This window comes from Streptomyces sp. S07_1.15 (assembly GCF_020739505.1).
GTDB lineage: Bacteria > Actinomycetota > Actinomycetes > Streptomycetales > Streptomycetaceae > Streptomyces > Streptomyces xinghaiensis.
In genome coordinates, this window is sequence record NZ_JAJBZK010000001.1 from 2,594,918 (window position 1) to 2,615,050 (window position 20,133).

The 20,133-nt window shown below is 73.6% G+C and carries 19 protein-coding genes; 2 read left to right on the forward strand and 17 right to left on the reverse strand.

Annotation, left to right across the window (positions count from 1 at the left end; all coding sequences use genetic code 11):
* Positions 1-147: 147 nt before the first annotated feature.
* A complete protein-coding gene (locus LIX60_RS10995; RefSeq protein ID WP_227958273.1) occupies positions 148-924 on the reverse strand; it encodes a hypothetical protein in 777 nt (258 codons plus the stop codon).
* A gap of 449 nt (positions 925-1,373) precedes the next feature.
* Positions 1,374-2,237 carry an A24 family peptidase gene (locus LIX60_RS11000; protein WP_227958274.1) on the reverse strand — a complete coding sequence of 288 codons (864 nt, stop codon included), beginning with the start codon at positions 2,235-2,237 and terminating at the stop codon, positions 1,374-1,376.
* Between the two features lie 470 nt (positions 2,238-2,707).
* On the opposite strand from LIX60_RS11000, the gene LIX60_RS11005 reads away from it, so the two are divergent.
* Positions 2,708-3,049 carry a DUF192 domain-containing protein gene (locus tag LIX60_RS11005; protein ID WP_227962711.1) on the forward strand — a complete coding sequence of 114 codons (342 nt, stop codon included), beginning with the start codon at positions 2,708-2,710 and terminating at the stop codon, positions 3,047-3,049.
* Between the two features lie 111 nt (positions 3,050-3,160).
* On the opposite strand, the gene LIX60_RS11010 is transcribed toward LIX60_RS11005, so the two are convergent.
* The 15 genes from LIX60_RS11010 to LIX60_RS11080 all read right to left on the reverse strand — a co-directional run bounded on the left by LIX60_RS11010 (position 3,161) and on the right by LIX60_RS11080 (position 18,407).
* Positions 3,161-4,015 (reverse strand): SDR family oxidoreductase, encoded by an 855-nt coding sequence (locus LIX60_RS11010; protein ID WP_227958275.1) that lies wholly within the window; start codon positions 4,013-4,015, stop codon positions 3,161-3,163.
* Between the two features lie 260 nt (positions 4,016-4,275).
* Positions 4,276-4,947, reverse strand: coding sequence for an OmpA family protein (locus LIX60_RS11015; protein ID WP_227958276.1), 672 nt, complete (start codon positions 4,945-4,947; stop codon positions 4,276-4,278).
* 7 nt (positions 4,948-4,954) lie between these two features.
* A complete protein-coding gene (locus LIX60_RS11020; RefSeq protein ID WP_227958277.1) occupies positions 4,955-5,551 on the reverse strand; it encodes a hypothetical protein in 597 nt (198 codons plus the stop codon).
* 32 nt (positions 5,552-5,583) lie between these two features.
* A complete protein-coding gene (locus LIX60_RS11025; protein WP_265584834.1) occupies positions 5,584-6,183 on the reverse strand; it encodes a pilus assembly protein TadG-related protein in 600 nt (199 codons plus the stop codon).
* Positions 6,180-6,434, reverse strand: a complete 255-nt coding sequence (locus LIX60_RS11030; protein WP_019710301.1) for a hypothetical protein — start codon at positions 6,432-6,434, stop codon at positions 6,180-6,182. The genes LIX60_RS11025 and LIX60_RS11030 overlap by 4 nt, the downstream gene beginning before the upstream one ends.
* 221 nt (positions 6,435-6,655) lie before the next feature.
* Entirely contained in the window at positions 6,656-7,645 is a 990-nt protein-coding gene (locus tag LIX60_RS11035) for a response regulator (protein WP_374117841.1), read from the reverse strand.
* Entirely contained in the window at positions 7,626-9,542 is a 1,917-nt protein-coding gene (locus LIX60_RS11040) for a sensor histidine kinase (protein ID WP_227958279.1), read from the reverse strand. The genes LIX60_RS11035 and LIX60_RS11040 overlap by 20 nt, the downstream gene beginning before the upstream one ends.
* 70 nt (positions 9,543-9,612) lie before the next feature.
* Positions 9,613-10,500 carry a DUF5936 domain-containing protein gene (locus LIX60_RS11045; protein ID WP_227958280.1) on the reverse strand — a complete coding sequence of 296 codons (888 nt, stop codon included), beginning with the start codon at positions 10,498-10,500 and terminating at the stop codon, positions 9,613-9,615.
* 73 nt (positions 10,501-10,573) lie between these two features.
* Positions 10,574-11,524, reverse strand: coding sequence for a type II secretion system F family protein (locus LIX60_RS11050; RefSeq protein ID WP_227958281.1), 951 nt, complete (start codon positions 11,522-11,524; stop codon positions 10,574-10,576).
* 5 nt (positions 11,525-11,529) lie between these two features.
* The gene (locus LIX60_RS11055; protein ID WP_227958282.1) at positions 11,530-12,867 is read right to left on the reverse strand and encodes a CpaF family protein; all 1,338 of its coding nucleotides are present in this window, start codon (positions 12,865-12,867) and stop codon (positions 11,530-11,532) included.
* Between the two features lie 95 nt (positions 12,868-12,962).
* A complete protein-coding gene (locus tag LIX60_RS11060) occupies positions 12,963-13,424 on the reverse strand; it encodes a TadE/TadG family type IV pilus assembly protein (RefSeq protein WP_227958283.1) in 462 nt (153 codons plus the stop codon).
* Positions 13,421-15,103: an AAA family ATPase gene (locus LIX60_RS11065; RefSeq protein WP_227958284.1), complete on the reverse strand. Its 1,683-nt coding sequence runs from the start codon at positions 15,101-15,103 to the stop codon at positions 13,421-13,423. The genes LIX60_RS11060 and LIX60_RS11065 overlap by 4 nt, the downstream gene beginning before the upstream one ends.
* A 7-nt stretch (positions 15,104-15,110) precedes the next feature.
* Positions 15,111-15,821, reverse strand: coding sequence for a Flp pilus assembly protein CpaB (gene cpaB, locus LIX60_RS11070; RefSeq protein WP_227958285.1), 711 nt, complete (start codon positions 15,819-15,821; stop codon positions 15,111-15,113).
* A gap of 88 nt (positions 15,822-15,909) precedes the next feature.
* Positions 15,910-16,758 (reverse strand): hypothetical protein, encoded by an 849-nt coding sequence (locus LIX60_RS11075; RefSeq protein ID WP_227958286.1) that lies wholly within the window; start codon positions 16,756-16,758, stop codon positions 15,910-15,912.
* Positions 16,759-16,973: 215 nt separating this feature from the next.
* Positions 16,974-18,407 carry an Nramp family divalent metal transporter gene (locus LIX60_RS11080; RefSeq protein ID WP_227958287.1) on the reverse strand — a complete coding sequence of 478 codons (1,434 nt, stop codon included), beginning with the start codon at positions 18,405-18,407 and terminating at the stop codon, positions 16,974-16,976.
* A 328-nt stretch (positions 18,408-18,735) separates the two neighbouring features.
* Here LIX60_RS11080 and LIX60_RS11085 point away from each other — a divergent pair, with 328 nt between their 5' ends.
* Positions 18,736-20,001, forward strand: a complete 1,266-nt coding sequence (locus LIX60_RS11085) for an APC family permease (RefSeq protein WP_227958288.1) — start codon at positions 18,736-18,738, stop codon at positions 19,999-20,001.
* The last annotated feature ends 132 nt before the right edge of the window (positions 20,002-20,133 follow it).

The following is a 20,133-nucleotide window of genomic DNA, read 5'->3' on the forward strand; positions in this document are numbered from 1 at the left end:
TCAAGGGCTCGCGGGCGGGGCGAGGGGGCGCGGGGCAGGGCTCGGGCGCTGGGGCAGGGCACGGCCGCGCGGCTCGCCGCTCGCTCCGGATCGCCCGAGGGTCCGTACGCCGGCACGGTGACATGCCTCGCAGGCCCCGCCGCGGACTCAGGTGCGCAGTCGCACCCCGAAGCGCGTGCGCAGCCGGTGCAGCTCCCACACCGAGATGACGCTGACGGTGACCGGGCCGCCGAGCAGGGCCGCGAGCTGGGCCTGGAGCGGCCCGTTGTGCGGCATGCCGTCGGCGAGGACGCTGATGCCCGCCAGCGCCCACACCAGGGAGATCGTCAGGACGGCCGGCAGATAGGCGTGCACGGTCGCGGCGTTGAAGGCGTAGCGGGCCGTGTTCAGCAGCGCGAAGAACAGGAACGGCAGCATCCAGGCCAGGGCCGCGAGCCCCACCAGGCCGGCGAGGATGTTCCAGGGCGACACCACCTGCTCCGTCACCCAGAAGATCCCGACGAGGGCGGAGACGCAGACCAGGTAGGAGCCGAAGAACCAGCCGACGGTCTTCGCCGGCAGCCACAGCCGTGAGCGCAGCACCGGCCGGTAGCGCGGCGGGGCCTGCCGGATGAACAGGGTGACCACCAGCGGCCCGAGCAGGACGAGCAGCAGAGGCGCCGTCACGAGCCGGAACACGCCGTCGTCGAGGAGCTCGCTCCAGCCGCCGTCGGTCCCGTAGGCGTGGACCAGGGCGACCGTCGAGACGGCACCCGCCGCGGTGCGCCACAGCTGGGCCTGGCGCACGGTGGGGTCCTCGACGCGGCCGGGGCCCGGCCGGTTGAACAGCGCGTCCGCCCAGGCGCGCCCCGTGCGCAGCGCGCCCAGGGACAGCCGGAAGCGCGCCCGGGGCGGCGGGAGAGGTAACGGCGGAGGCGGCACCACGGGCACACCGGGGACGGGGGCGTACGGGTGGCCCGGTGGAGCGTGCGGGTGGCCCGGCGGCGGAGCGTACGGGCCCGCGCCCGGCACCGGGGCACCGGAGGGCGGCGGCCCCCAGGGATGCCCCTGCCGCGGTCCGTACGGATTGCCCTGCCCGGGCGCGGGCGGCGGCCCCCATCCCCCGTTCGACACACTTCCCCCGTCTCGTCCACGGCGCTGCCGCGCACGGTCGTCGACGGGGGAATTCTACGAAGCGGGGGCGGGCGCCGTGCGGGAAAAAGAGAAGCGGGCCGGTCCGTGGGGGGATACGGACCGGCCCGAGGGGGGGTTTCCACCATAGCCCGTGGAACGGGGTGATCCGCGCACCGAAGGGACGCTCGGCGCATCTGCGGACGGGAGCGCTGTTACCCGGCAAAGGGCACCGAACCCCGCGTCATGGCCGTTCGCGCCGGTCAGGACCGGGCCAGACCGCCCAGCAGCAGCCCCAGAAAAGTGCCGCACATCATAAAAGGCCCGAAGGGAAGAGCCGTCTTGCGTCCGGCGCGTCGCAGCACCACCAAGGCCGCTCCGTAGACCGCCCCGAACAGGAATCCGGCGAACGCGCCGGCGAACAGCACGCCCCAGCCGTACCACCCGAGGGCGATCCCCGCGGTCAGCGCCAGCTTGACGTCACCGAAGCCCATGCCGGCCGGATGGATCAGGAACAGCACCAGATACGCGCCGCCGAGCGCCGCCCCGCCCAGCAGCGCACCGGTCCAGGAGCCGCCGGACCCGGGCAGCGGCGCGGCCCCGCCCAGCAGGGCGGCGGTGGCGGCGGGCAGCGTCAGGGTGAGCACGTCCGGCAAACGGTGCACGGCCGCGTCGACATAGCCGAGGACGAGCGCGAACGGCACCAGCAGCAGCCACACGGCCAGCTCGGGCCGCGCCCCGGTGGCCGCGGCGAGCCCGCCGCACGCGAGCGCGGAGAGCAGGGCCGCGCCGGCGGAACGCGGGCCGAACCAGGCACCCGGACGGGCCGGGGCCCCGTCCGGGCCCGGCTCCGGGGACGTACCGGTGGAGAGCGGAGCGCTCGGGGGCGCGGGCGCCGACAGCGCCCCGGCGGGCGGCACCGCACCGCTCCGGTCACCGGCCGCGCAGAGCGCGCAGCGGCCGAGGCCCGCCCAGCCCCGCGCCGGACCGGTCAGCGGATGCCCGCCGGGGCAGCCGGCCCGCCAGGGCTCCCCGGCTTCGACGGCCAGCCGGTAGGCCGCGCGGGGGACCAGCAGTCCGGCGGCGGCGCCGTACAGGGCGGCGAGAACGGTCAGCGGCAGGGACACGTCCCGACTGTACGGAGCGCGGTGCGGCGGGTCATGGGCCCGTGGGCCCACACGGAGCGGACGGGCGGGCTCCGGACCGGACGGGCGGGACCGGACGAGCGGGACCGGACGGGCCGGCCTTCTCCGGGTCTTCCGTATCCGGTGTCCGGTGGCCGGTGTCTGGTAGAACGCAAGGAGCGTCGCCGGGCCGAACGCCCGGGACGCGCAGAGCGTTTGAGAGCTCACCGAAAGGTTTGACGGCAGGGAGGAGCGGGGCCGGACCGCCGGCCGTCGCACCTCTGTACGACCAGCAACCAGCGACCGGCGACCGGCGACGGCCAGGAGACAGCGGCGTGGAACACCTGCGCGACGGCACCACCGTCCTGACCGTCACCCCGCCGGTCACCTCAGACAACACCGGCTCCGATGACGCCGACACCGACGACGCCGGCACCGCGGGCCACGGCATTGCGGTCGCCTGTACCGCTGCCGTGGGCCGTGACGGTACGGACACCGGACCGCCGCCGGCCGGCCGGGCCGTCCCCCTGGAGGTCGCCGCCTCCCTGCGGGCCCGCACCCGGGGCCTGCTCGGCCGGGACGGCATCGACGGGGCGATCCTGCTGACCCCGGCGAACAGCGTGCACACGTTCCGGATGCGCTTCCCGATCGACGTCGCCTATCTGAGCCGGGACTTCCGGGTGCTCGCCGTCCGCACCATGCGCCCGGGGCGGCTGGGCCTGCCCCGCTTCCGTGCCCGCCATGTCCTGGAGGCGGAGGCGGGTGCGATGCGGGAGTGGGGGCTGGTCCGCGGCGGACGGGTTCGCATCGGCTGACGAGGACGGGGGCGGTGGTGCCGGTGCGGCGGCCGGGCGCTGTGCGGACCGCGCCCGGGAGGGCCTGCCCTCACCCGCTCTTCCTTCGGTCCCCGTCCAGCTCTCTCCGGTTCACTCTCCGCCGGTCCGCCCCCGCTCCGGGTCCCGCCCGGTGGGCCTCCGGCCCGCCAGGAAATCCTCGAAGGTGATCCGGCCGAGGGTGTTTCCGTCCTCTCCGGCCACCACCAGGTTGGCTCCCGCACGCAGTTCCCGCCCCGCCTTACCGGGCAACGGCAGTGGCAGTACGGCCCGCCGCCGGCCGGTGGCCCGCAGCCAGGCTCGGGTGAGGTCCGTGTGCGCACGCGCCTCCGGCCCGCCCAGGTCGGGGACCCGGCCGGCCGGGAAGCCGTCCGCCAGTTCGACGAGGCGCCCGGCCACTTCCGTCACGTCGACGGGCTGGAAACGCACCCCGGCGAGGGCCGTCGGCGCGGGCAGCCGGCGCTGCGCGGAGGCGATGCGGGCGATCAGATCGTGGAACTGCGTGGCGCGCAGGATCGTCCACGGCACCTGCGAGGACTCGATGATCCGTTCGGCCTCCAGCTTGGCCCGGTAGTAACCGAGCGGAATCCGGTCGATGCCCACGATGGAGATGTGGACGAGATGCGGGCTGCCGTCCGGCTGCCGGGCCACCGCGTCCGTCAGCCGCCGGGTGGCCTCGACGTCCCCGCGTCCGAGCGTCGTGGCGCAGTGGATGACGACGTCCGCCCCGGTGACTGCCGCGTCGATGCCCTCACCGCTGCGCAGATCGCCGGTGGCCCAGTCGTACGGCCGGTCGTCGGCTGCGGAACGGGACCGTCTGCTCAGTACGCGTACGGCGGGACGGCCGTCGGTGAGCCGCGCACCGGCGGGCGCGGCGTCCAGGAGCCGCTGGACGACGGCCCTGCCGAGCGTGCCGGTGCCACCGGTCACGAGTACGGATTGCTCCACCACCACGCGCCTCCTCCGCGGGACGGCGGGGCGCCGCCCCCTCCCCGGCATGATGCCCGCGCGCGTGGAGAGCGCCCAGACCGCGACGCGCGGAGCACCCCGGCGCCCGTGGCGTGCGAGGGCGTGCGAGGGCGAGCGCGAGGAGTGGAGGAAAACCGGTCGCGCTCGAACGGACCGGAGCGGTGTCCGCCGCGGAGGGGGTACGACGCCGAGATATCCGCCGGCTCAGTGGGGTGTAGTGGCAGAACCTGGGGAGACGGTCAATCGGCGCTGCTGTCGGTGCGGGGGAAGGAGACCTCGACGCGGCGGTTCTTCTTGCGGCCCTCTTCGGTGGAGTTGTCCGCGATCGGGAACTGCTCGCCGTAGCCGCGGATGTCGAAGGCGACGCCGGAGTCGAGATCCTTGGCGAGCTGCTTGTGGACGGCGTTGGCGCGCTTCTTGGACAGGACGTCGCCGTGGGCCGAGGAGCCGAGATTGTCCGTGAAGCCGAAGACCTGGACCCGCTTGGCGTCCTGCTTCTTGATTTCCTCCGCGATGGTGGCGATCCGAGCGTTCGCCTTGCCGTCGAGTTTGGCGCTGTCCCTGCCGAAAAGCACCTCGGCCTGAAGGGCGAAGGTGACGTCGGCGTTGGTGTCCTCGCGGCGCTCCTCGCCACCGAGGTCCTCCACCACGGACTTGATGTCGAGCACTTTGGCATCCGCGAGCTGGGCCCCGGCCACCATCTTGAGATCCGGGTCGTCGGCGTCGATCTCGACGGGCGGCGACGGAGTGATCGCCGAACCGGGCCCGCCGGGCGCTCCGGGCCCCTCGTCGGCGCGGGCACCACCGGCCGTGTGCACACCGAGGGCGGAGAGGGCGAGGGCCAGAACGACGGCGGTGGGGGCCGTCAGGGCGCGGGGCAGGGGCCTGGGGTGAGGACGAGTCGAGGTCATGGCGGACTCACTCGGTGATCTCTACGGTGGCGGAGTCGAACGTGGGCAGGGAGAACTCCACCTCGGTGGTGCCTTCGGGCGGGGCGGGGAACTGCACGAATACGGGGATTTCCTCGCCTGGTTCGACCTTGGTGACGCCTGTCGTGCAGAGGCAGCGCCCTTCGGTGTCCCGGAGCACGTAGTAGCGCTTCTTGCCCTTCTGGTCGACAAGAGCGGCACCGCCCAGCGAGTACCCGTTGGACACGAGTTCCTTCTCATTGCCTCGCCATGCAGGCGTGTCGAAGTACCCCTTCTTGCCCGTGTTCTTCACGGCTCCGGTCACGGTGACGAACCCGCCGGCATCCCGGTTCACGGAGTGAATGAACAACTGCATCCCGTTCTCACCCCCCAGTTCGGCGATGGGCTCGGTCGTCTTGGAGTCCTCGGACCCTCCTCCTTCCGCCTCGGACGTCGGCTCGTCCGCGGAGGCCGATCGCTCGGAAGGATTCCCTTCGGGCTGCCCCTCATCGCCACCGCCGCAACCGGCCACGGCGAGGGCAAAGCCCGCCGCGAGCGCTACTGCGGCGGCTCCTCTTCGGGCCTTCGCTGTGTGCCGAATGCTCATGAAGTGCGTTCCTTTACTGGTGTGGTCCGTGCTCATTCGGTCAGATAGACGGAGAACAGATCCGCTGCTTCCGGCAGCACGTCCGAATCGTCCAGATCATCCGGATCAATGATCCAGTCCTCGCCGTCGCAGGAGAACTCGATGGAGTCCGTGTCGCCGGTTTCGACGCGGCAGCGCGGCTCCACGACCGCTGTCGCATCCGCTTCTCCGCGCGTGCCCTCCGTACCGGGCACGATGGTCTTTCCGATCGAGGAGTCGGTGTGGACCGCCACCGTGCACTCTTCCTCGGAGCACTGACACGGGTTGACGCTGGAGCTGTTCCTGGCTGCGAAGTCGGCCGCTTGGGCGCAGGCGGCACCCTCGTCCACGCCCGTGAGGCCGCCGCCACCGAGCCAGTCCTCCCAGGCGTCCTCCTCCTCGACGGCATCCAGGAAACCGTCGTACATCTGATCGCGGACGTCTTGGGCCGCGGCCAGCGCGGCTGCGTCCGCCGCCGTCTGGGCACCATTGCGTAGGGCGGCGGCCTGGCCGACCGCGAAGTAGGCGAAAGCAAGAAAGAGCAGGCCCGCCACCACCGTGATGTAGATGGGGAAGGCCTGCCCTGCATCGCCCCGCAGGCGGTGGCGAATCAACCGGAGTTGATGCTGGAAATCGCTTCCATGATTCTGCTGAGAATCGCACTGCCGATCCCCGAGCCCGCGATGGCTCCGATGATCAGTACGACCACCAAGATGATGCCCAGGTATTCGAGTGCCGTCTGCCCCCGGTCCGCGCCTCCCGTCCTCGCCGTTCGGGCGGTGAGGGATTCGATCGCGGTGTTCCGCCAGCCGTGCACGCGGATCCTGGTGTCGGCCGCGGCCTTCGCCAAGGTCTTGTTCGACATGGGACTGTCCTCCCGTGCTGGCCGGTCGCGCCTCGACCGACGCATAGGTCTCCGCCGGACCGTACGGCGCCGTGCCGGGGCCGGGCGAGGGCCCGTGGGCCCACATGCGGGCCCAGAGCGCGGGGTTCGAGCCCGCGGCGGGAAGGGACCGTAACCGCGTGAAGCGCGTGCGCGGGTGCCGGCGGTCCCGGTGCGGAATGGGCATCGTCCGTGTCCCCCGTTCAGCCATGGCCGCCCCCGGCCGGTCCCCGTTCCCGTCGTCCTCTGCCGAGCCAGGTCAGTATGGCTTCGGAGCGGCTGGTCGAGGAGAGTTTCGCGAAGATCCGGTTGATGTGGTTCTTGACGGTCTTCTCGCTGATGAAACAGGTGGCCGCGATGTCGCGGTTGCTGAGGCCCGAAGCGATCAGGTCCATCACTTCCGCCTCCCGGTGGCTCAGTCCGAACTCGTCCCGTGGTGCCCGCCGTTGGGGTCGCCCGACCAACGACTGTCCCATAAATAGTTGCGCTTGCGAAGAGGGTTGTTGACGTTCGGCCGATTCCGTCAAGGCTCTGCTTCGGCTTTGTAGGGAGTATGGGTGAAATGAGGACGGATTCAAGTGTGCAGAAGCATCGGCTTTGTGTTTGCCGCTGGAGGGGTCCATGCGGTTGCGGGAGGCCGCCGCCCGGCCCTGCGCGCGGAGGCGTCCGGCCGCCGTGCGCCGGCTCCGCCCGGACCCGCTGCCGGGTGCCGGGTCGGGGGCCGGTTCCCGGCGGCCGGGGGCGGGTTCCCGGCGCAGATGGGCCACCAGGGCGTTCACGGCGGTCGTGGTCATCGGGGAGTGGCCGGCGCGGATGTCCCGTACGGCGGCGACCAGTCCGTCGGCGGTGAACTCACCGTGGACGAGATAGCCGCCCGCGCCCAGCCGCAGGCACTCGCGGACGGTTTCGCTCTCCCGGCTGTAGGTGAGCATCAGCACCGGCGCGACCGGCACGAGATGCGGCAGCGCGTCGATGCCGTCGGCCCCCGGCATCCGGACGTCCAGCAGCACCACGTCCGGGCGGTGTTCGCGGGCGGCGCGCAGGGCCTGGTCGCCGTCCGCCGCCTGGGCGACGACCCGGATGTCGTCCCGGCCGTCGAGCAGGGCGGCCAGTCCGGCCCGTACCACCGGGTTGTCGTCGGCGACGACGATCCTCAGCAGTGCCGCGGGGCGGTCAGGGACCGGCGAGTTCACGGTTGGGTGGTCTTCCGGCATGGCCGGGCCTCCTCTCGGTGTTCGGGGATACCGGGCCTCCTCGGCCCGGCGGCTGTTCGGGGACGCCGTCCAGCAGCGGGCCCGGCTCGGCGGCGGGACGCTCCGGGACGGGGACGGGGACGGGGACGGAGGGGGAGACGGGAACGGGGACGGGGAGGCGCCCGGCGGCGCGGCCGGGGGCGGGTGGTGGCGGCCCGGTGGGCGGTACCGGCACCGCTTCCAGCGGGAGTTCGAGCCGGACTTCCGTGCCGGTCCCCCGGGGTCCGCTGCCGATACGGAGCCGCGCGCCGATGCCGGCCGCCCGCTCGGCCATGCCCAGCAGCCCGAAGTGGCCGTCGCGGCAGAGGGTTTCCAGGTCGGTACCGGGACACAGGCCGCAGCCGTCGTCGAGGACCCCGATGTGGAGGGTGCGGACGGTTCGTCCGCCGCCGGGCCCCGGGTTCCGGGGGGCGGGGCTCTCCGTGATGCCCGCCTCCACCGTGACCCGTTCCGCGTGCGCGTGGCGCCCCGCGTTCTCCAGGGCCTCGGCCGTGATCCTCAGCAATTCCCGGGTTACGGCGGGCGGCAGGGCGGGCAGCGGGGCTCCGTCCGCCACCCGGACGTCGGCCGGGATGCCGGTGCTCCGGGACCAGTCGGCGGTACGGGCGGCCAGTTCCCGGCCGAGGGAGACGCCGCCGGACTCCCCCGGGTCCCGGTCCGGGTCCGCGCCGTCCGGGGCACGGCGCAGATCGGACAGGAGTTCGCGGGACTCGGCGGCAGCGCACCGGGCGGCGTGGGCCACCAGTTCCGCGCGCTCCCGCACGGTCCCCGGGTCCGTACGGTCCACCGAGGCGGCCAGGCCCTCCGCCGCCAGGGCCAGGCCGTGCAGGGTCTTGGCGACCGAGTCGTGCATCTCCCGTGCCAGGCGGGCCCGTTCACCGCAGACGGCCTCCGCGGCGGCCAGCCGGGCCCGGGTCTCGGCGAGGGCACGGCCCGCCGCACCGAAGCGGAGTAGTAGATTCCGCAGGACCACTCCGGCGGCACCGGCGATGACGCAGAAACCGGGGAGGACCAGGCGTGAGGCCAGTCCGCCGCCCAGAGAGGGGTTGGCGCCGTACGCGGCCGCGAGGACGAGGATCTGGAGTCCGGCGAAGACACCGGCGCCGCGCCAGCCGTAGCAGAGTCCGGCCAGCAGCGGGGTGCAGACGGTGACGTAGCCGAGGGTGGACACGGGGGTCGCGGTCAGGAGCAGCAGTGCGCCGAACAGCAGATCGATGCCCAGCAGCGCGGGGTGCCGGAGCAGCAGCGGGCCGAAGCGCTCCCAGTCGCGGAAGAGAACGTACGAGCCCATGAAGGTGCACACGACGGCCGAGCCGATGAGCCAGGTCGCGGGGCCGGGTGCGGTGCGGTGGAGGGCGAAGGGGGTGCCGAGAGCGATCATGGCGAGGCGGAAACCGAACACATGACGGGCCAGTGCCTGGAGGGCGTTGAGCTGGAGACGGAGGCCTTGTTCGTCGTCGGCCACGGGGACATGGGCCGTCGTCGCGTCCCCGTCCTCCCCCGGCACGGGCTCCGCGGCCCGCCCGGCGGCCGCGCCGGTGCCCGCACCCGTGCGCGTGCCCGCACCGGCGCCCGTGCCCGGCGGCGCGGACCGGGTCGCCGGCCCGGGGTCCCCGGAGCGTGACGGCCGGACGGCTCCCTCCGGGCCCGGCGGCCCCGCGACCTCCGGCGCACGCCGCGCCGTACCGGGTGCACCGCCCGTACCGGGTGCACCGCCCGTGCCTGCCGGTCCCGCCGTACGGGGCGCCGCCGCCGTACCGGGCTCTGCCGGCGCCGTACCGGCCGCCGGCAGGGGTCCCGCCGCGCGCGTCCCCGTCGCGGTCCGTTCCCGTCCCATCGCTTTCACCTCCTCCTCCCCCGTCCTTCTCTCCCCGTCCTTCTCTCCGCGTCCTTCTCTCCCCCGCCGGTCAGCCCGTGATGGCTCCGAAGTCGACCCCCGAGCCGAAGACGAAGCCCGCCACCAGCAGGATGAGCGTCCCCGGGAGCATGAACGTGGTGACGGCGAGCGTGGCCTTGGGGACGGCCCGGGCGGCGCGGCGGCGGGCGTTCTGGGCGTCGGTGCGGCGCATGTCGTCGGCGATCTGGATGAGCGTGTCGACGATGGGCGCGCCCAGATCCTCGCCCTGCTGCAGCGCGGTGACGAACATGGCGACCTGGTCGCTGTCGTTGCGGCGGCGCAGTTCGTCGAACGCCTCGCGCCGGCTGACGCCCATGTCCATCCGGCGCAGCGCGATCCGCAGTTCGTCCGACCAGGGGCCCCGGTATTTCTCGGAGACCCGTTCGAGCGCCTGCCGGAAGCCGAGTCCGGCGCTCACGACGACGGCGAGGACGTCGAGGAAGTCGGGGAGCGTCCGTTCGATGTCGGCCTTGCGCTGCTGGACCGCGGCCCAGATGCCGGCCTCGACCCAGAAGAGGCCGAAGAGGACGAGCAGCGCCGCGATGACGAACTGGCCGCGCAGCAGCATCGCCAGCGCCCCGGCGAAGCCGAGGAAGCCGTAGACGGCGCGGCGCGCGGCGTAGCGGTCGAGGGTGAGGCCGCCGGGGTTGCCGGCCCGGTCGATCCGGCGGCGCACCGCGCCGGCGCGCCGGGGCCCCATCATGCGCAGCACCAGGGGCGCGTAACGCATACCGAGCCGGTCGACGGCGGAGCCGACGGCGGTGGTGCGGGTGGCGCCCACCTCCAGGGCCACCTTGAGGTCGCCGGGCAGCTCGGCCTCGCGGCGGTAGAGCGCGATGCCGTAGCCGATGCCGGCGGCGCTCAGGGCGGCGACGGAGGCGAGCAGCAGAGCGGTCATCGGTGGTCGTCCTCCTCTCGCGGTTCCGGGGCGGGGGCCGCGGCCGGGGTCTCCGTCATGGTCGTCACGGTCCTCAGACGTCGATCTTGGACATGCGGCGGATCAGCACGAACCCCAGCGCGTACAGGCCCAGGCTGACGATCACCGCGGCCTGCCCGTAGAAGGAGTCGGTCATCCGTTCCAGCGCCCCCGGCATCACGCGGTCCAGCAGCAGCAGCGCACCGAGGCCGAAGGCCGGGACGGCGTAGGCGGTGACGGTGATCTGGGAGAGCTGGGTGCGGACCTCGCGCCGGGTCTCCTTCCGTTCCTCCAGGGTCTTGGTCAGATTGCGCAGTGAGGCGACGACGGTGCCGCCGGCCCGGTTGGAGAGGATCAGGGTGGTGACGAGGACGGAGAGCTCCCGGGAGGGCAGCCGTTCGGCCAGTTCCCCGAGCGCGTCGTCGATCGAGTGTCCGACGCCCAGCTTGTCGGCGACCCGCGCGAGTTCCTCCCCGGCCGGTGCCTCCAGTTCCTCGGCGGCCATGGCGAGTGCGGTGCGGAGGGCCAGTCCGGCCTGGGTGGCGTTGGCCAGGACCCGCGCGAGTTCCGGCAGTTGATTGATGAACTTCTCGTTCCGCCGGGCGCTCTGCCAGCTGAGGAAGGCGCGGGCGGCCCAGAGGCCGATGAGGCCCGCCACGGGGCCGAAGAAGGCGGCGAGCAGGGAGGCCGCGATCAGCCAGAGGGCGGCGATCCCGCCGGCCACGCAGACGAAGAACTCGCCGGGGGTGACGTCCAGTCCGGTGGCCGCCAGCCGCCGTTCCAGCCGGTTGCCGAAGCGGGTCCGCCGCAGCTTCCGGTCGACGGTGCGGAAGCGGCGCTCCCGGCCGCCGCCCGCGGGCGGCTTGCCCGGCGAGGTGAGCCGGTCGATGAGGTCCCGGCGCTGCGCCCGGCCGGCCGCGTAGGCGTGCACACCGGCGACGCCCAGCACGCAGCACAGCAGGGCGGTGCCGAGCGTCAGCAGCGGAAGGTTGGCCTCCAGGTCCATGGCGGTCAGCTCGCCTCCCGGATCGTGAGCTGGTCCTCGGAGGCGGCGATCCCGTAGCCGGGCGGCACCGGCTCGCCCGCCAGATGGAGCCGGTCCGCGACGCGGCGGGGCAGCGGGAAGTAGCCGAAGGTGCCGCGCACCACCCGGTCGGCGCCCACGGGCCGGGGCTCGAAGCGCGCGACGGTGGCGATCCGGTACGTCTCCCGGCCGTGCGAGGAGAGCAGGACGATCTCGCCGACCTTGCGGCTGCCGTCGGCGTGCCGGGAGAGCTGGACGATGCAGTCGACCGCGCTGTTGATCTGGTCCCGCAGCGCCTCGTAGGGGATCTTCACCTCGGACATGGAGGCCAGGGTCTGCAGCCGCATCAGGGCGTCCTCGGCGCTGTTGGCGTGCACGGTGGCCAGGGAGCCGTCGTGGCCGGTGGACATGGCCTGGAGCATGTCGAGGGTCTCGCCGCCGCGGACCTCGCCGACGATGATCCGGTCCGGGCGCATGCGGAGGGAGTTGCGCACCAGGTCGCGGATGGTGATCCGGCCCTTGCCCTCGACGTTGGGCGGGCGGGTCTCCAGCCGGATGACGTGGGACTGCTGGAGCTGGAGTTCGGCCGCGTCCTCGACGGTGATGATGCGTTCGCCCTCCGGGATGAGGCCGGAGAGGGCGTTGAGGAGGGTGGTCTTCCCGGAGCCGGTGGCGCCGGAGACGATCACGTTGAACTTGGCCCGGACCAGGCCGGAGAGGAGCATCACCATCCGTTCGTCGAGGGTGCCGAGGCCGATCAGCTCCTCGAGCCGGTAGGCGCGCGGGAAGCGGCGGATGGTGAGGGTGGCGCCGCTGAGGGAGAGCGGCGGGATGATGACGTTGACGCGCTCGCCGGAGGGGAGGCGGGCGTCGACCATCGGATTGGCCTCGTCCACGCGGCGGTTGACGGTGGAGACGATGCGTTCGATGGTCTGCATCAGCTGCTCGTGCGAGGCGAAGCGCACGGGCACCCGTTCGACCCGGCCGGCGCGTTCGACGTAGACCTGGTCGGGGCCGTTGACCATGATCTCGGTCACGGACGGGTCTTCGAGCAGCGGTTCGAGCACGCCGAGGCCGAGGGCCTCGTCCACCACGCGCCGGATGAGCTGGGCGCGTTCGGAGGTGGAGAGGACCGGGCCTTCCCGGCTGATGATGTGCCCGAGGACGCGTTCGAGGCGGGCCCGGCGCTCGGCGGCGGCCAGCGCGGACATCTCGGCGAGGTCGATCTCCTCCAGCAGCTTGGCGCGGTAGACGGCGACGAGGTGCCCGTCCTCGCGGGTGCCGCCGTTGTCCTCGGGTGAGGTGACGCGCGCCCTCAGGCTCATGTGTGCTCCTCGTCGTCCGTGCCGTGCTGGTCCGTGCCGTGCTGGTCCGTGCGGTGCCGCGGCCGTCGGGGCGCTCCGGGGCGCCGTGCGGGCGGTCAGTCGCGGGGCATGGTGGCCCTCTTGGTGACGGTGCCGAAGTCGCCCACCCCGGGGATGAGCGAGGGGATGGTGACGGTGGCGGTGGCGATGGCCTCCTCGTCGCCGCCGCCGATGCCGATGCTGGTGCCGTCGGCGAGCCAGCTGCTGACCGCGGCCCGTCCGGCCGCCGACGGGTCGGCGTCGGCCTCCTCGTAGGAGGCGGTGCGGGCGGCGGCCCGGGCGGCCGTGCCGGCCTGGGAGACCGTGTGGGCGACCACGCCGAGCTGGATCGCGGCGAACGCCACCAGCAGCAGGATGGGGACGAAGCCGATGAACTCCACGGCCACCTGGCCGCGTTCGCGTGCGGCGCCGCGGGCGGTCCGGGCCCGTCCCGCGCCCGCGTTCGCCGCCGTGCCGTTCACCGCCGTACGGTTCACTGTCGTGCCGTTCACCGCCGCGCTGTCCACCGCCGTCGTCATGGCCTGCCCTCCTCCGCCGCGCCGGCGCTGCCGTTCACGGTGACCGGGAAGGCCACCGCGCCCGGGAAGAGCACCGGCACCTCCAGCCCGACATCGGCCTTCCACAGCCCGCCCTCGCGCGCACAGCTCACGGAGGCCCCGCTCCGCCACGCCCCCGGCAGGTCCTCCACCGCGGCCGTCTCGCACGCCCCCGCGCTCTGGGCGGCGGTGGCGGTGCGCGCTCCCTGGTCGGCCGCGTGGCCCGCGAGTGAGTAGGTGTAGCCGAGCAGCGCGCACTGCCAGCACAGGATCAGCACCACGGCGAGCAGCGGCACCATGCCGAGGAACTCCACCGCGACCTGCCCGCTGTCGCCGCCCCGGCCGCCCCGGCTGCCCCAGCCGCCCCGACCGCCCCGGCCGCCCTTCGGCCCGCCCCGCCGGCGCCGCAGGCTCAGCGCGCCGCGGTCGCCGTACTTCTCGACCGCCCGCCCCCGCGCGCCCCGGCCGGGGCGTCCCCCGCCGCCCGCGGCATCGCCCGCCAGGCCGAGTTCGGCGGCGAGGGCCCACAGCGCCTGCTTGACGGAGGACCGGTCGTCGAGGTCCTGGAGGCGCCCGGCGTCCACGGCCGGCTGGAGTTCCTTGAAGCCGGCCGGCACGGCGGTCCGGGCGGCCCGTGTGCCGGTGATCCGTTCGACCAGCGGCGGCTGGATCTCGGTGGCGCGCGTATGCCGGTTGACAAGCGTCAGGGTCTCCTCCGCCTTGCGGATCTGGAGCCGGTCCCAGAGCCGTACCAGGCGTTTGGCGGCCCGGACCGCGACCACGTCCGGGGTGGTCACCATCAGCGCGGTGTCGGACATCTCGACGGCGGCCGCGTTGGCCCCGTTCATCTGGGTGCCGCAGTCGATGACGACGACCTCGTAGCGGGTCCGCAGCGAGCTGACGATCTGCCGGGCCGCCCGGTCGGTGACCTCCTCGCCCCGTTCGCCGTCCGCCGGGGCGAGCAGCAGCCCCAGACCGGTCGCGTGGTCGCAGACCGCGTCCTGGAGGACGCGCGGCGAGATGTCGTTGATCTGCGCCAGGTCCACCACCGAGCGCCGGAACTGCACATCGAGGTAGGAGGCGATGTCGCCGGACTGGAGGTCCATGTCGACCAGCGCGGTGGACCGCCCGGAGGCGCGGGCGGCCAGCGCCAGCTGCACGGCCGTGACGGTCGTCCCGACACCGCCCTTGGCCCCGGTGACGCTGACGACGGTGCCGCCGGGCCCGCCGGGCGTCTCCGGACCGGCCCCGAGATGGCGCCGGACCCCGGCGGCCCACTGGGCGGCGCCCTGCACCCGGGCGGACAGCTCCTCGTAGTTCAGCGGCAGCGCGACGAGCCCCCGGGCGCCCGCGTCCATGGCGGCCTGGAAGAGCTGCGGCCCGGCGTCGGCCGAGACGAGCACCACCCCGACCGCCGGGAAGCGGAGCACGGTCTCCCGGATGAGGTCGAGCGCGGGCACCGGCCCGATCCGTTCATGGACGACGACGACCTCGGGGAGTTCCCCGACCGACTCCCCCGCGAGCCGCGCGAGGGTGTCGAGGAGGGTGGTGGAATCGGGGACGGGCGGCGCCGGTTCGGCGTCGGGGAGCTGGCTGAGCAGGGTGGTGAGGGAGCGGGCGGCCTCGGGGTCGCCCGCCGCGGGGAGGATTCTCGTGGTCATCCGTGCCTCACTTGTCCCCGTCGAGGGTGTACGTGCGGTCGCGCGGGCGAATGGGCTCGGTACCGCCGGGTGCGACGAGGGCGAGCCGGACGTGGGAGGCGAAGGACTCGGCGTAGGCGACCCGCTGGGCGTCGAGGGTGCCGAGGGCGAAGGTGATCGGCACGGCCTCGGTGGTCTGCCCGCGCCGCCGGGCGTCGTCGTCGCGGTCGAAGGGGGTGAGTTCGCCGACGTCGAGGACCTCGGCACCCTCGACGATCACCTTGGACTGCGGCTCGGCGTCCCCGTCCCGGCCGTCGAAGGTGGCGTAGATGTTGACCCGGGCGCCGGGGCGGATCTTGCCGGCCACCCCGGTGGCGGCGTCGATCATGATGGCGATCTCCTGTTCGCCCTCCTCCAGCGCCGGGCGTTCGACGATCATGTCGCGCTGGAGCAGCGAGCCCTTGCGGAGCGGAGTGAGCGCGATCTTGCCGGTGAGGTCGCGCAGATCGGTGACCGCGGTCTCCGGGAGCCAGCGCTCCGGCATGGTGATCTCGTCGAACTTGGCCGCGGACAGCTCCTCGTAGGGCTGTATGTCGGACCTGACCTCGTAGGCCGTGGTCTCCGGGCCGACCTTGGACCGTACGTCGCCTATCACCATCAGGACTCCGACGAAGGCACCGGCCGCGCAGAGGACGGAGAGCAGGAGCAGGATCACTCCGCGGCGCTGACGTGAGTTCATCGGCGTAGAACCTCGTTCAGGGACGTGTCCGGGGCGGACGGGGACTGGAGCGGGGCGGGCACGGGGCGGGTGGGTCCGGGGCGGCCGGCTAGGTGGCGGCGCCGGAGGTGAGGGCCGCGCTCCCGGCGGCCACCGGGGAGCAGCAGAACGCGCAGCGGTCGCCGATGAGTTCGAGACCGCACCAGCGGCACTCGGTGGTGCGGACCGAGGCGACGAGCTGGTAGAGGATCGACAGATCGGGGATGGCCGCGGCGAACTCGACGAGCCGGCCGCTGCCCCACCAGCGGGCGGAGTCGGCGGGCAGGGTGGCCTCCCGCACGCTGTGCACGCGCCAGGCGGGGACGAGGGTGCTGAACACCCAGTCGGATGGGGACTGGCCGCGGGCGACCACCAGTTCGGTGCCGTACTGGGGGCCGCCGGGGACCGTGCCGCCGGGGGTGGCGCGTGTGAGCCGCGGCTCGGGGCTCGCGAGGACGGCGAACTGGCTGCCGGGAACCCAGGACGTGGCGTGCTCCCGAAGGCCCACGGGCACATGGTCGAGACGGGAGACGGAGGAGAGCAGCGCGCCGGCGTGGACGTAGTGGGTGAGCAGCCGGACGGCCGAGCCGAGGATGCCGGGGCTGAAGTCGCAGAGCGAGAGACGGCGCAGCTGGTGGGCGACGACGGCCACGGCCAGCGGGGGTAACTCCAGGCGGAGCAGGGCGATCCGGTCGCTCTCCAGGATGGAGCGCACGCCGTGCAGCCGGCGGTGGACGGCACCGGGCACCGAGGACGGGTAGAGGACGATCAGATAGCCGTGGCTCTCGATCAGTCCGTAGGTCCGGGCGAGCGCGTCCTCCAGCGGTATCTCCGGCGCGAGGACGGTGGCGGGCGGCGTCTGCCGGTCGAGGGCCGGGAGAACGAGGTCGGGGGCGGTGACTGCTATCGCGGTGTGCACGTCAGGTTTCCCCGTTCACTCCGGCGGCCGGGCTGCGGACGCCGTGGACCAACACTGCGCAGCGCAACTGCTTCGCTACTGTCACAGCACTTTATCCGTGTCGTCTGCATTGGAGAACAGTTCGCCGGTATCGGGGAATTCGATCTTCAACTGACACGGGGGCATCTTCCGCCTCTTCTGTGGACGAACCGTCGGGCCCCTCGCCCGGCCCCCGCTCACCAGGGGAGTTCCCGGACCTGCTGGACGCAGAGCACGACGAAGAGCAGCCCCGCGGCGGTCAGCATGACGTTGCTGAGCGGGCCGTTGCGCCACTCGCGCGGGGTGCGGCCGGAGTTGAGCAGCCACACCAGCGTCAGGGCGAGGAACGGCATGAAGAAGGCGCCCAGGACGCCGTAGACGATCACCAGTCCGAACGGCCGGTCGAGGAAGAGCAGGCTGATGGGCGGGAAGGTCAGCCAGAGCAGATAGGCCCGGAAGGGCAGCGACTGCTCCGCCGCTCCGGTGGCGAGTCCGGTGACGGCGGGGTCGGGCTTCCCGGTGACGCCCGTGCCGGCGGTCGTGCCGGCGGCGGCGGTCGTGCCCGCGGCAGCCGTGTCGTCCGCCGGTGCGGCGGGCTCGGGGACGGGCGCGGGCGCCGCCGCGCGGCCGGCCGCACGGTCGGCAGCACGGTCGCGGCGGATGCGCTCCACAAAGTCGGTGAACAGCAGGCTGACGCCGTGCCAGACGCCGATGAGCGAGGAGAAGGAGGCGGCGAAGAAGCCGATCAGGAAGAGCTTGGCGGTGGTGGCGCCGAAGCGTGCCTCCAGCACCTCGCCCAGGGCGAGCAGGCCCTTGTCGCCGCTCGCCAGCGCGATGTTGGCGGAATGCAGCAGCTCCGCGCCGGTGATCAGCATCGCGATCACGAAGACGCCGGTCGTCACATAGGCGACGCGGTTGTCGAGCCGCATCACCTTCATCCAGCCGGGGCCGGTCCAGCCCTTGGCGTTGACCCAGTACCCGTACGCGGCCATGGTGATGGTGCCGCCGACGCCGCCGATCAGGCCGAGGGTGTAGAGCAGCGAGCCGTCCGGCAGCACGGGCACCAGTCCGGCGACGGCCGCGGGGACGTCCGGGCCGACCCGCAGCGCCACGTACACGACCACCACGAACATCACGCCGACGAGCACGGTCATGGTCTTCTCGAAGACGGCGTAGTGGTTGAACCAGACGAACACCAGGCCGATCAGACCGGTGATCACCGCCCAGCTCTTGAGACCGAGGAAGTCCGGGAAGAGCGCGGCGAGCGGCAGGGCGCTGGAGGACATGGCGGTCGCGCCGTAGACGAAGCCCCAGATGACGACATAGCCGGCGAAGTAGACGGTGGTCCACGAGCCGAGGCTGCGCCAGCCCTCGAACAGGGTCTGCCCGGTGGCCAGATGCCAGCGTCCGGCGGCCTCGGCGAGGGAGATCTTGACGACGCATCCGATGACGGCGGCCCACAGCAGGGTGTAGCCGAACCGGCTGCCCGCGATCAGCGTGGCGACGAGGTCACCGGCGCCGACGCCCGTCGCGGCGACGACGATGCCGGGGCCGATGTACCGCCAACTCGACCTGCGCGGCCGTCCGGTGACGGGCCCGGCGCTCTCCCCCGCCTCGTCCGTACGTGTCACTGGCCCGCCTCCGCGTCCCTACCGCCGCTGCCGTCACTGCTGTTGCTGTCCATGCCGTTGTGCTGTCACTGCCGTCGCCGTCGCCGTCGCCGCTGCACTGCTGCCACCGCTGTCGTTGCCGTCACCGCTGCCGGCCGGCGCGGGAGACCGGCCGGGGCGCGGGCGCACAAGAAGTGCCATTCCCCGCGGGCGTCCGCTCCACTCCCGCGCCGGCCCCGCTCCCCGGCCCGTCCCCGACCGCCCCCCGCGCGCCCCCGCGCCCGGGCCCCCGCCGGTGCGCCTCGTGCCCGTCGGCGGGCCGTAACCCGCGCCCGCTAGGGTCCCGGCCATGAACAGCACCTCTCCGGACGAGGCCCCGGCCCTGCGGCGGCGGCTCGGGCTCTTCGACGCCGTCGTGATCGGTCTGGGCGCCATGGTGGGCGCGGGCATCTTCGCCGCGCTCGCGCCCGCCGCCGCGGCGGCCGGCTCGGGGCTGCTGCCGGCGCTGGCGGTCGCGGCGGTCGTCGCGTACTGCAACGCCACGTCCTCCGCGCGGCTCGCGGCCCGCTACCCGGAGTCGGGCGGCACGTACGTCTACGGGCGGGAGCGGCTCGGACCGTTCTGGGGCCATCTGGCCGGCTGGGCGTTCGTGGCGGGCAAGACGGCGTCCTGCGCGGCGATGGCCCTGACCGTGGGCGCGTACGCGTGGCCGGGGCACGACCGGGAGGTGGCGGTGGCGGCCGTGGTGGCGCTGACGGCCGTGAACTACCGGGGGGTCCAGAAGTCGGCCTGGCTGACCCGGGCGATCGTCGCGGTGGTGCTCGCCGTGCTGGCGGCCGTGGTGACGGCCGGGCTGACCTCGCCGGAGGCCGACGGAGCGCGGCTGGCGCTCGGCGGCGACGCCTCGCCGGCCGGGGTGCTGGGCGCGGCGGGGCTGCTGTTCTTCGCCTTCGCCGGATACGCGCGGATCGCCACGCTCGGCGAGGAGGTGCGCGATCCGGCGCGCACCATCCCGCGTGCGATCCCGCTGGCGCTCGGCATCACGCTCGCCGTGTACGCGGCCGTGGCCGTCGCGGTGCTCGCGGTACTCGGCCCCGACGGGCTGGCGGACGCCGGCGCGCCGCTCGCCGAGGCCGTACGGGCGGCGGGCGTGCCGGAGCTGGCGCCAGTGGTGCGCGCCGGCGCGGCCGTCGCGGCGCTGGGGTCGCTGCTCGCGCTGGTGCTCGGTGTGTCCCGGACGACGCTGGCCATGGCCCGGGACGGGCATCTGCCGTCGGTCCTGGCCGCCGTCCACCCGCGGTTCCGGGTGCCGCACCGGGCCGAACTGGCGGTCGGCGCGGTGGTCGCCGTGCTGGCGGCGACGGCGGATCTGCGCGGGGCGATCGGCTTCTCCTCGTTCGGGGTGCTCGTCTACTACGCGATCGCCAACGCCTCCGCCCGGACGCTGAGCCGGGAGGAGGGCCGGCCGCCGCGCGCCGTCCCGGTCGTCGGGCTGGCGGGCTGTCTGCTGCTCGCCGTCACGCTGCCGCTGCCGTCGGTGGTCACGGGCGCCGCCGTGCTGGCGGCGGGCGCGGTGCTGTACGGCGTGCGGCGGGGCGCACGGCGCGCGGGCTGAGAGCCGCGGAACGCGGGCCCGCCGGCGCCGGGCTCTCGGCCGTCTGTGCGAGATCGTCCGGCCGTCCGGGCGAGACCGCACGGCCGGAACCGGCGTGGCCTCTTCCGGTCGGCGCGGCACCATTGACCCGCC